General features: G+C 47.7%; 12 protein-coding genes. 1 reads left to right on the top strand and 11 read right to left on the bottom strand.

Translation table 11 applies throughout. From position 1 onward, the window contains the following. Positions 1 to 3 precede the first annotated feature (3 nt). Positions 4 to 1653, bottom strand: a complete 1650-nt coding sequence (locus AXG56_RS06700) for a methylmalonyl-CoA mutase (protein WP_062513728.1) — start codon at positions 1651 to 1653, stop codon at positions 4 to 6. Positions 1654 to 1827: 174 nt separating this feature from the next. Between AXG56_RS06700 and prli42 the strand changes: the two genes are divergently transcribed. Then, positions 1828 to 1941: a stressosome-associated protein Prli42 gene (gene prli42 / locus AXG56_RS19295; RefSeq protein ID WP_235601469.1), complete on the top strand. Its 114-nt coding sequence runs from the start codon at positions 1828 to 1830 to the stop codon at positions 1939 to 1941. Positions 1942 to 1988: 47 nt separating this feature from the next. Here the strand turns inward: prli42 and AXG56_RS06705 are convergent, their stop codons facing one another. From AXG56_RS06705 to yqiS, 10 genes are all read right to left on the bottom strand, one after another. Continuing rightward, entirely contained in the window at positions 1989 to 2501 is a 513-nt protein-coding gene (locus AXG56_RS06705) for a L,D-transpeptidase (RefSeq protein ID WP_008639046.1), read from the bottom strand. Between the two features lie 46 nt (positions 2502 to 2547). Next, positions 2548 to 3498 carry an aromatic acid exporter family protein gene (locus tag AXG56_RS06710; protein WP_062513730.1) on the bottom strand — a complete coding sequence of 317 codons (951 nt, stop codon included), beginning with the start codon at positions 3496 to 3498 and terminating at the stop codon, positions 2548 to 2550. Between the two features lie 95 nt (positions 3499 to 3593). Continuing rightward, entirely contained in the window at positions 3594 to 4061 is a 468-nt protein-coding gene (locus tag AXG56_RS06715) for a BrxA/BrxB family bacilliredoxin (protein WP_193743892.1), read from the bottom strand. A 109-nt stretch (positions 4062 to 4170) separates the two neighbouring features. Then, positions 4171 to 5475: a dihydrolipoamide acetyltransferase family protein gene (locus AXG56_RS06720; RefSeq protein WP_062513732.1), complete on the bottom strand. Its 1305-nt coding sequence runs from the start codon at positions 5473 to 5475 to the stop codon at positions 4171 to 4173. A gap of 18 nt (positions 5476 to 5493) precedes the next feature. Then, a complete protein-coding gene (locus AXG56_RS06725) occupies positions 5494 to 6477 on the bottom strand; it encodes an alpha-ketoacid dehydrogenase subunit beta (RefSeq protein ID WP_026577229.1) in 984 nt (327 codons plus the stop codon). A gap of 15 nt (positions 6478 to 6492) precedes the next feature. Then, the gene (locus AXG56_RS06730) at positions 6493 to 7485 is read right to left on the bottom strand and encodes a thiamine pyrophosphate-dependent dehydrogenase E1 component subunit alpha (protein ID WP_008639033.1); all 993 of its coding nucleotides are present in this window, start codon (positions 7483 to 7485) and stop codon (positions 6493 to 6495) included. Positions 7486 to 7506: 21 nt separating this feature from the next. Beyond that, positions 7507 to 8928: a dihydrolipoyl dehydrogenase gene (gene lpdA / locus AXG56_RS06735; protein WP_062513734.1), complete on the bottom strand. Its 1422-nt coding sequence runs from the start codon at positions 8926 to 8928 to the stop codon at positions 7507 to 7509. Between the two features lie 14 nt (positions 8929 to 8942). Then, a complete protein-coding gene (gene buk, locus AXG56_RS06740) occupies positions 8943 to 10079 on the bottom strand; it encodes a butyrate kinase (RefSeq protein ID WP_062514128.1) in 1137 nt (378 codons plus the stop codon). Continuing rightward, positions 10042 to 11145 carry a branched-chain amino acid dehydrogenase gene (gene bcd / locus AXG56_RS06745; RefSeq protein WP_008639024.1) on the bottom strand — a complete coding sequence of 368 codons (1104 nt, stop codon included), beginning with the start codon at positions 11143 to 11145 and terminating at the stop codon, positions 10042 to 10044. Before bcd ends, buk begins: the two co-directional genes overlap by 38 nt. A gap of 15 nt (positions 11146 to 11160) precedes the next feature. Beyond that, positions 11161 to 12063, bottom strand: coding sequence for a phosphate butyryltransferase (yqiS, locus tag AXG56_RS06750; RefSeq protein WP_035387976.1), 903 nt, complete (start codon positions 12061 to 12063; stop codon positions 11161 to 11163). Positions 12064 to 12104: the final 41 nt, after the last annotated feature.

The following is a 12104-nucleotide window of genomic DNA, read 5'->3' on the forward strand; positions in this document are numbered from 1 at the left end:
TTTCTACATTCCCGTATATTCTCCATACTCTTCTCGAAGTACGTTAGCAATTTCACCTACGGTCGCATACGCCTTCACTGCTTTGACTATATGCGGCAGGACGTTTTCCGATCCTTTGGCGGCAGTGTGGAGTGCGTCCAGGCACGCGGCCACTTCTTCCGAGTCTCTTTCTTCCCTTACCTGCCTTGTCTTTTTCACTTGTGCTTTTTCTAGTGCTTCGTCTACTCTCAATAAGTCAGCATGGATCTCTTCTTCTATCCGAAACTCATTCATGCCGACAACAATGTCTTCTTTCGACTCGATCCGCTTCTGTGCTTCATAGGCTGCCTGATGGATTTCCCGCTGCATATAACCTTCTTCCACCGCTTGGACAGCACCGCCAATTTCACGGATTCGATCCAGATATACATTCGCTTCTTTTTCTATCTGGTCCGTGAGTGCTTCCACATAGTACGAACCGGCCAGAGGATCAATCGTATCTGCTACTCCACTTTCATTTGCAATGATCTGCTGGGTACGAAGAGCAATCCGGGCTGATTCCTCTGTAGGAAGTGCGAGCGCTTCATCACGTGAATTCGTATGGAGGCTCTGTGTACCTCCCATGACGGCAGCGAGCGCCTGTAATGTCACCCGTACAATGTTATTATCCGGCTGCTGCGCTGTTAATGTACTGCCTCCTGTCTGTGTATGAAAACGCAGCTTCCAGCTCTTCGGATCCTTCGCACCAAAGTGTTCCTTCATGATGTTCGCCCACATCCTCCTGGCAGCCCTGAATTTTGCTGCTTCTTCAAAGAACTGATTGTGCGCGTTAAAGAAGAAGGCGAGGCGGGGGGCGAACTGATCGACTTTCAAACCGGCTTCGATAGCTGCATCGACGTAAGCCATCCCGTTGGCTATGGTAAAGGCAACTTCCTGAACGGCCGTCGATCCCGCTTCCCTGATATGGTAGCCTGAGATACTTATGGTATTGAACTTAGGCAGATGCTCCTGACAATAAGCAAAAATATCTGTAATCAACCGCATGGACGGCTTAGGCGGATAGATATACGTTCCGCGTGCAATATATTCCTTCAGGATATCGTTTTGAATCGTGCCTGTCAGAAGTTCCGGAGATACGCCCTGCTTTTCACCGACGGCAATATACATGGCAAGAAGAATACTCGCAGGGGCATTGATCGTCATGGACGTACTTACGCGGTCCAAAGGAATGTGATCAAACAGCTGTTCCATGTCCTTAAGGGAATCAATCGCTACACCGACTTTCCCCACTTCGCCCTCTGCCATAGGATCATCGGAGTCATAGCCGATTTGAGTCGGTAAGTCGAAGGCAACAGACAGCCCCGTCTGCCCCTGCTCGAGAAGGTACCGAAATCTTCGGTTAGTTTCTTCTGCAGATCCGAAACCGGCGTACTGGCGCATCGTCCAATATCTACTGCGGTACATGGTCGGCTGTATTCCCCTCGTGTAGGGATATTGGCCAGGATACCCATTCTTTGCTATGTAATGATCGTCAGGATTCTCCGGCGCATAAAGTCTGTCAATCGGTATTTCTGAACTCGTATAGAACGCTTCTTTGCGCTCCGGAAACCGTTTTATTGTCTTTTCCACTGCTTCTTCCCATTTATTTTTATTATCACTTGATGAATGCTTCACAGGAAAAACCTCCTTATACAGTCCATTCTCCTTCTAGCATACCAGAAATAAAGCGCTTACCTGTCTAAAAATTACTATTATTCACAAGATAATTGTAAATGGTCAAACAACCTTGTCCAATTTCTCTTTTTTATGTAAAATATGAGTCAGGATGGACGAGAAGGGGGTTACACCTTGGCTGGAAATAAGAAATCGAAACGCGAACGCCGCATGAAAGTTATCATTTATCTGATGATCCTTTCCATGGTTTTATCAACCCTGTTGGCAGGCGCAAGCTTTTTCCTATAATTTAAAAAAGACCGAAGCGACTGTTTATGCCGCTTCGGTCTTTTCTTTTATGGCTGTATCATTTCTTTCCATTTATTCTTTTCCCATTGATCATGCACGGCCTTCATATCCGCGTCTGTGTCGACAATAACAACGTCCATCTCCACTGGTACCAGTTCGTAAAGCCGCTCGACATCCTCGTTTAACAGCCGAACACACCCCGCTGACACGGATTTCCCAATCGAATCAGGACGATTCGTCCCATGGATGCCGTACATTCGACCATCGGTGCCTCTGGCATCAAAACCGATCCACCTTGTACCGAGGGGATTCTCTGGATCTCCTCCGGGAATATCGAGTTTCCGATAATAAGGATCTTCTGCTTTTACTTTGATGGAAAAGATGCCTTCCGGAGTTAGATCTTTTGTCTTCCCAACCGCTGCATCTGCACGGAACACCGGCTTGGAATTCTTGAATAAGACAAGCTCGTGGGTTGCTTTATTGACTATAATAACGGAATCTTCCATAACCGGTGGAAAGAGAGGGCCTGTCAACAATAGGACTAATGCGAGTATCTTCATGATCTGTCAACCTCTTTTAGTCCAAGTTTCCCCCGAGGAAGACGGGCTATACATCACTCTTCTTGAAGGAGCGTTTAATGATCAAATATTCCTCAATTTCATTCAACAAATGGTAGAGGCTTGCTCTGATTTCAAATTCTTCTCTCGTTTCCGGAAGCTTGTCTTCCCGGAACTCTTCTTTCATTTCTTTCAATTTTCTTAAGTAAATGAGGGCCGTATTTCCAGGATGTATCCCTTTTGCCAACTCCTCAAAAAAGTCAGCGATTTGGTGGCCGTGTTTATCCGAGCCCGATATCCGGCTTACCAGGGGAAGCATACGTTCCAAGAGCTCAAACTGTTTTGTCCGCATGTGGAAATAATGGTAGTGATGATTATGGGACCGAAGCAGATGGTTTTCCACTTCTCTGTAAGACAGCGATTTGGCCTTCTCCAAAAGAGCAGCCGTCTCTGTTAATTCTCTCCCTGTCCAGTCATAGTCCCCTTTTCTAAGGAATTGAGCAATCTCTCCCATGATGATCGAGAAATTCTCTTCAATCTCATCCCGGTATTTCTTCAGTTCGCTGTCCAGATTCGGCATATACAAGTTAAGAATTAATGCCGTCCCGATACCGACAGCAATCAGGCAGATTTCGTTCCATATGATATCAACCCCGATATTACCGGATCCGTATAAATGAAGGATAATGACAGAACTTGTTACGATTCCAGGTGATACTTTCAACCAGACCGTGACCGGAATAAATGCAAAAAGCATAAGTCCGATCGCAATGGGGTTATATCCAAGCAATTCAAAGAATACGAAAGAGAACACCATAGCGAGCAAGCAGGCGGCAAAACGGTGCCATGCGCTAAGGAAAGATCTTTTTCTTGTGACTTGGATGCAGAGAATGGTCAATATACCTGCCGAAGCAAAATTCTCCAGTTGCAACAATTGGGCAATCCAAATGGCGATCGGTGTGCCCAATGCCGTCTTGATGGTTCTGTAGCCGATTTTCACGTATTTCTCCACCTCAATTTTCTTAGTCCCTTCCTTCCCGCACAGGGAAGCAAAAGAGGACCTTTGTCTATTAACAAAGATCCTCGTTAGGATGCTTAAACTTCCTCGCAGTATTCTTCGAAGCTCCGCTGAAGCTTACCGATTACTTCCATCGGTTCGAAGCCTTCGATGTCATGACGTTCCACCATCGTCTGGATCTTTCCGTCTTTCAAAAGAGCAAAGGACGGGGAGGAAGGTGGAAAACCTTCGAAGTATTCTCTCGCTCGTTCCGTTGCCTCTTTATCCTGACCGGCGAAAACGGTGACCAGCTGATCCGGGCGCTTATCATAATGGATCGCATGAGCAGCTGCCGGTCTCGCGATTCCCCCTGCACAGCCACAAACGGAGTTGATCATGACGAGCGTCGTTCCTTTCTTTGTAAGCGCAGCGTCTACATCCTCAGGCGTCGTTAATTGTGTATAGCCTGCTCCTGTAATTTCTTCCCGAGCTTTTGTAACAACATCGTTCATGAAAATATTAAAATCCATGTGACATGGCCCCTTTTCTATAAATACTATGAACATTTTACCAACATATCCGGCTGCTTTCAATTGAATTGCGACTGGAAATTCAAGTCTGCTTCCGAAAAAAGAGAAAAACTGCCCTCCATAGAAAAAGGGGGCAGCTGGTTCATTAATAAACGGACGTCGTCTCTTCTGACATCTTCTCCAGTATTTCTTTAACCCGTGCAAGGAAATTACCCGCCACAAGTCCGTCAAGCACCCGGTGATCAAGGGATAGACAAAGGTTGACCATGTCTCTTGCCCCAAACATCCCGTCCTGATAGACAGGCTTCTTCACAATCGATTCCACCTGGAGGATGGCTGCCTGCGGATGATTGATAACCCCCATGGATTGGACGGAGCCGAAAGAACCGGTGTTATTGACCGTGAAGGTACCACCCTCCATATCCGATGTCGTCAGCTTACCAGCTCTCGCCTTGTTGGCAAGATCGGTGATGTCCTTGGCAATTCCTTTGATGCTTTTTTCATCTGCGTTCCGGATAACCGGCACGAACAATTGGTCTTCCTTGGCGACAGCGATATTTAAATGGATCGCTTTTCGCTGTATGATCTTATCTCCGGCCCACGTACTGTTCAGTTGAGGATACTCCTTCAACGCTTGGGCGACTGCCTTAACGAAGAAAGCGAAATAAGTAAGGCTGAATCCTTCCTGCTGTTTAAACGCCGTTTTCTTCGCATTACGAAGCTCTACAAGGTTTGTTACATCGACCTCCACCATCATCCAGGCATGAGGGATTTCCGTCTTGGACTTCACCATATTTGCTGCAATAGCTTTACGAACTCCTGTGACAGGTATTTCGATATCGCCGTCAGCAGCAGTTACAGAAGAAGAGACCGCAGTCCTCTGCTTAGATGCGGCAGTCTCCGTTCGGGAGGAAGGAGCTGCTTCCTCTTTATCGTTACTCCGGTCATTCGAAGCAGACGGAATATTTCCAGAACGGATAATTGTTTCTAAATCTTTTCTTGTGATTCTTCCGCCACGGCCCGATCCTTCCACCTGATTCAAGTCGATGTCATGTTCTTGGGCAAGAGTCATGACGGCAGGTGAATACCTTTTCTTCGTCTTATCTTTCTGCGGTACCTGCTTTTTTTCTACCTGCTGTTGTACGTCATCCTGGGAAGCCTGCTTTTCTACTGCAGGTTCTTCCGTTTTTTCCTCGGAAGAACCTGCCCCTTCGACTTCTACATAACACATCAATTCTCCGACGGAGATGGTATCTCCTTCTGAAGCAACCAGTTCTTTAATGGTGCCGGAGAACGATGACGGTACTTCTGCATTCACTTTGTCCGTCATGACTTCTGCAATCGGATCGTACTTGTTCACTTTGTCCCCGGGCTGGACGAGCCATGTGCTGATCGTGCCCTCGGTAACACTCTCACCGAGCTGGGGCATATTGATTTTTTCTAAACCCACAAGAAACTCCTCCTTCGATTAAAATTCTGCTAGCTCCCGCATCGCTTTTTCAACTTTATCCGGATTCATCATGAAGTACTTTTCCATTGTTGGTGCATAAGGCATGGATGGAATATCCGGGCCGGCCAGACGTTTAATCGGTGCATCCAGATCGAACAGACAGTGCTCACTAATAATGGCAGAAACCTCGGATATGATGCCGCCTTCTTTATTGTCCTCTGTTACGAGCAGGACTTTGCCGGTTTTGGAGGCTGCCTCTATAATAGCTTCCTGATCGAGTGGATAGACCGTACGAAGATCCAGAATATGCGCATCAATTCCTTCTTCCGCAAGCTTTTCCGCTGCCTGAAGAGCGAAATGAACGCACAAGCCGTAGGTAATTACCGTAATATCCGATCCTTCCCGTTTCACATCCGCTTTCCCAATCGGAAGCGTATAATCTTCCTCTGGAACTTCGCCTTTAATAAGACGATACGCCCGTTTATGTTCGAAGAAAAGCACAGGATCGTTGTCACGTATCGATGCTTTTAACAGCCCTTTGACATCATATGGAGTCGACGGCATGACAATCTTCAGTCCCGGCTGGTTGGCAAATAGTGCTTCTACGGACTGGGAATGATACAACGCGCCGTGCACTCCACCGCCGTAAGGAGCGCGGATTGTTATTGGTGCTGTCCAATCATTATTGGAGCGATAACGTACTTTAGCCGCCTCGGATACAATTTGGTTGACGGCCGGCATGATGAAATCTGCAAACTGCATTTCAGCTACAGGGCGCATGCCGTACATAGCCGCTCCGATTCCGACTCCCGCAATAGCAGATTCTGCAAGCGGTGTATCCAATACCCTGTCCTCACCGAACTCTTCATAAAGTCCGTCTGTCGCCCGGAAAACACCGCCACGTTTCCCGACATCTTCTCCAAGTACGAACACTTTCTCATCCCGCTGCATTTCTTCTTTCAACGCCTGGGTAACGGCCTGTATATATGATATTACTGGCATAATAGCTCCCCCTCCTTACTCTTCATACACATATTTCATAGCGGATTCCGCTTCGGCATAAGCTGCATTCTCCGCATAGTCCGTTGCATCGTTTACGATTTTTTCAATTTCGTCATTCATTTCTTTCTCTTTCTCATCAGAAAGAATACCGTGTTCCCGCAGATACTCCGCAAATGTGACAATCGAATCCTTCTTCTTCGCCTCATCCACCTCTTCCCGCTCTCTGTACGTACGATCATCATCGTCGCTGGAGTGTGGTGTCAAACGATAGGATACGGTCTCGATTAATGTCGGTCCTTCTCCGCCTCGGCCTCTGTCGGCAGCTGCCTTAACTGCTTCATATACAGCCAACGGATCGTTCCCGTCCACTGTGTACCCCGGCATCCCGTATCCGATGGCACGATCAGAGACCTTTTCACAGGCCAACTGTTTGGACACTGGAACAGAAATAGCATATTTATTGTTTTCAACCATGAAAATAACCGGCAGCTTATGGACACCTGCAAAGTTCGCTCCTTCGTGGAAATCCCCCTGATTGGAAGAGCCCTCTCCAAAGGTAACGAAAGATACGAAGTCCTTTTTTTCCATTTTTCCGGCAAGCGCGATTCCCACTGCATGCGGAACCTGTGTCGTAACAGGAGAGGATCCTGTTACGATTCTGTTCTTCTTCTGTCCGAAGTGGCCCGGCATCTGACGGCCACCCGAGTTCGGGTCTTCCGCTTTGGCGAACCCGGACAACATCAGGTCACGTGCCGTCATGCCGAAAGCAAGTACCACGCCCATGTCCCGGTAGTATGGCAGTACATAATCTTTGTCCCGGTCAAGGGCGTACGATGCCCCTACCTGCGCCGCTTCCTGACCTTGACAGGAGATAACAAACGGTATTTTACCTGCACGGTTCAACAGCCACATGCGTTCATCTATTCTTCTTGCTAGTAACATCGTTCGGAACATGTCCAATACTTGCTCATCACTTAATCCTAGAGATTTATGGCGGTTCTCAGCCATGTGGATCCCTCCTTTGTTCTTTTACCCGTGAATTTGATTACCGTCCACAGCCATTGCGGCTTCTCCGATCGCTTCTGAAAGGGTCGGATGTGGATGAATGCTGCCTGCAATTTCCCACGGCGTTGCATCCAACACCTTAGCCAGCCCTGCTTCCGAAATCATATCGGTCACATGGGGTCCGATCATATGCACTCCGAGCAGATCATCGGTTGCTTTATCGGCAATGATCTTAACGAATCCGTCCGACTCGCCGAATACGAGAGCTTTTCCAACCGCTTGAAACGGGAAGGTTCCTACTTTCACCTCATACCCTTGTTCCTTCGCCTGTGATTCTGTCAGGCCGACGCTTGCTGCTTCCGGGCTGGAGTAAATGCACGTAGGTACCTGTTCCGGATCCACCGGGTGTGGATCGCCGTCAGCCATGTGCTCCACTGCTGTAATGCCTTCATGGGAAGCTACGTGGGCAAGCTGCATGCCGCCGATCACATCGCCGATTGCATACATATGACTTTCCTTCGTCTGGTAGAAGGCATTCGTCTGAATGACACCATTTTCCACGACAATGTCGGTGTTTTCCAATCCGATGTTCTCCACATTCGCAGCTCTTCCTACCGAAACGAGCATACGATCGGATTTGTATGTCCTGGTTTCCCCATCGACTTCTGCGTCGATCGAGATTCCATCTTCTTTCCTGGTCGAATCCGGAAGAACCTTCGCTCCTGTAACGATAGATACCCCCTTCTTCTTCATCTGCTTCATCATTTCCCTGGAAATAGACTCATCTTCTGTCGGGAGAATGTGCGGAAGGTATTCAAGCACCGTCACCTTAACGCCGAAATCAGCCAGCATCGAAGCCCATTCAATACCGATTACTCCTCCGCCGACAATGATGATTGATGAAGGAAGGGTGTCCATTTGAAGCGCTTCGTCCGATGTCATGATGTATTCGCCATCTATCTCGAGACCTGGGAGCGTCTTCGGCTTCGACCCTGTAGCAATGAGGACATTCTTCGGGATCAGCATCTCATTCTCTTCCCCGTTGTTCATCTCTACAGAAATCGTTCCTGCTGTCGGTGAAAAAATGGAAGGCCCGAGAATTCTTCCGAACCCTTCATAAACGTCAATCTTTCCTTTTTTCATCAACCCTTGTACGCCTTTATGTAACGTATCAATAATGGACTGCTTCCTCTCCTGGACTTTCAAGAAGTCCAATTCCGGCTTACTTGTTGTAATACCGAACTGACCTGCTTCCTTCGTCTGTCTGAAAACTTCTGCACTACGAAGCAGCGCTTTGGATGGAATACACCCGCGATGCAGGCACGTCCCCCCTAATTCACGTTTTTCGACGACAGCTGTCTTTAATCCGAGTTTGGATGCGCGGATGGCAGCCACGTAACCGCCTGTGCCGCCTCCCAAAATAACCAAGTCATATTCTTGCGCCATCGGAATTCTCCTTCCTATTCCATAAAATTAGGATACTGCTTAGGTGCTTCTTCCTTATTTAATATGCGGAGTGTGCCCTCATTTAAAGCCTCCAGCTCATTCTCACCAGCATACACGAGGACATCGGCAATCCACTGGACCCTGCGGGAGATCGCTTCAACGAAGTCTTTCCCATAAGCAAGCCCTCCGGTTAATGCGATCGCATCGACCTTACCTTCAAGGACTGTACTCATGCTGCCGATTTCTTTGGCAATCTGATAGGCCATCGCATCAAAGATCAAGGCAGCTTTTTTATCCCCGTTCTCTACCAAGCGTTCGACCTCTCGCGCATCATTTGTGTCAAGATATGCCATCAGTCCCCCTTGACCGACAAGTTTCTTCATGATTTCATCCCGATAATATTGTCCCGAGAAACATAAAGAGACCAAGTCACCTGCTGGAACGGTTCCCGCTCTTTCCGGGGAAAACGGCCCGTCTCCGTGTAAACCGTTGTTGACATCAATAACACGGCCGCCGGAATGTGCACCGACCGTGATTCCCCCTCCCATATGGGCAACGATCAAGCGGCTTTCCTTATAAGAGCGCTTCAGGTCGGCAGCCGCTCTCCTTGCGACCGCCTTCTGATTAAGTGCGTGAAATATACTTTTACGTGGGATTTCCGGTACTCCTGACACCTTTGCCAGATCATGAAGTTCATCAACGACGACAGGATCAACGATATAGGCACCAATATTCAGCCCTTTCGCGATTTCGTGGGCGATGATCCCACCGAGGTTCGACGCATGTTCTCCATTATATCCATCTCTCAAGTCCTGAAGCATGGCATCGTTCACTTCATAAGTACCACCTTCAATCGGCCGAAGCAGGCCGCCGCGTCCACAGACGGCACTCAATTTACTGATATTTATGCCCTCTCCATCCAGCACATCGAGAATGATACGCTTTCGGAACTCATATTGATCAATAACACGTTTAAATTCACTCAGCTCATCTGCGCTGTGACGGATTGTCTTCTCCAGAACGGACTCTGTTCCATCGAAGACTCCGATTTTTGTCGATGTAGACCCAGGGTTAATCACAAGAATCCGATGTGTACTCACTGATAAATCTCCTTTATCTGTTCTGTCTTCTGCTAAGAATGTGATGTCCATTTTGAAGGAACTGGCTGCGGGAACGACGCATACGTTCAATTCTCTCTTCCGCCATTCGATCTGCAGCTACATAACTCGGAATGTGGTCACGCTTGGATATTTCGAAAACGCGCGCGACATTATCGTAGATTGTTTCCACACGCTTCATAGCACGATCTTTGTTATACCCGTAAAGTTCATCGGCAACGTTGATGACACCTCCGGCATTGATGACATAATCAGGTGTATAAACAACGCCTTTCTCATGAAGAATATCTCCATGACGCGTCTCTTTCAGCTGATTATTTGCTGCGCCTGCAATTACTTTGGCCTTTAATTGAGGAATCGTATTGTCGTTGATGGTCGCACCAAGCGCACATGGTGCATAGATATCACATTCAACCCCGTAAATTTCATCCGGCTCGACCGCTTTCGCACCGAATTCTTCTACCGCTCGTTGAACTGCCTCTTTATTAATGTCTGTCACTATTAAGTTCGCACCTTCTTCATGCAGGTGACGGCAAAGATTGAAGGCAACGTTTCCTACTCCTTGCACAGCTACGGTCTTTCCTTCTAAGGAATCCGTCCCGAACCCTTCCTTAGCCGCCGCTTTCATCCCTCGATACACGCCGTATGCTGTTACTGGAGACGGGTTTCCGGAAGAACCGAATGCAGGAGAAATACCTGTAACATAGTCGGTCTCTTCATGAATCAAGTCCATATCCTGTACCGTTGTCCCTACGTCCTCTGCCGTGATGTAACGACCATTCAGTCCTTGTATGTAGCGCCCGAATGCGCGGAACATTTCCTCGTTCTTCTCTTTCTTAGGATCGCCGATGATGACCGTCTTTCCGCCGCCAAGGTTCAAACCGGCAGCCGCGTTTTTGTAGGTCATTCCTTTCGCGAGTCGAAGCGCATCTTCCACCGCTTCATCTTCTGATGCATATGTCCACATCCTGGTACCGCCGAGAGCCGGACCCAATGTTGTATCATGAATAGCAATGATTGCTTTTAATCCTGATTGCTCATCGTGACAAAATAACAGTTGCTCATAATCGTATTCTTTCATATAGTTGAAAATTTCCATGGTGATTCCTCCTTATTAATAGCTGGCCCGAAGTGCGAGTGCCAGGGAATATATCTTGCTTTGTGCATCATCCGCTCGGGAGGTTAGTACAATCGGTGCTTTAGCACCGCTGATGACACCTGCCACCTTCGCGCCTGCAAAGTACATGAATGATTTATATAAGGCATTAGCCACTTCAATGGTAGGGACAACCAGAATATCGGCTTTACCCGCTACTTCTGAATGTATCCCTTTCTGTCTGGCTGCTTTCTCATCGACAGCATTATCAAAAGCTAACGGACCATCAACCAGGCAGTCCTTAATTTGACCGCGCCGGTTCATTTGTGAAAGAACAGCCGCATCCCGTGTTGCAGGCATCGCCGGATTTACTACTTCAACAGCAGCAAGCGGTGCTACTTTCGGCATCTCCCAACCAGCACGTCTCGCTGTTTCGACTGCGTTCTGAATAATTTGAACCTTCTCTTCCAGTGAAGGAGCAATATTCATCGCCGCATCCGTAAGGAATATAAGTTTATCCCTTCCGGGTATTTCAAAAAGAGCCACATGGGACAGAACAGACCCTTTTCTCAGCCCGTATTCTTTATTCAGGACTGCTTTAAGCAAGGTTTTCGTGTCGATATTCCCTTTCATAAGCACATGGGCTTCTCCATCATGGACTGCCTTTACTGCAGCGCCTGCACTTTCTATAGATGGAACATCCAGAACACGCACGCCCCTTTCGGACAAATCAATGCCTGCATCTTTGGCAGCCTGATTGATTGCCTCCGTTTCTCCAGTCAGAATAAAATCGGCTATTTCTTGGTCCAACGCTCGTTTTACTGCTGTAAGAACGGCAGCATCCGCCGCTTGAGCTACTGCAACTGTTTTTTTGTTCGTCCTGTCTATTTGATCCACTAATGCATCTAAAGTAGTTATCATACTTTCCCTCCCTCTTCATTACTTGCAAGAACGGTGCCAAC

Source organism: Halobacillus sp. KGW1 (genome assembly GCF_001592845.1).
Classification (GTDB): Bacteria; Bacillota; Bacilli; order Bacillales; family Halobacillaceae; genus Halobacillus.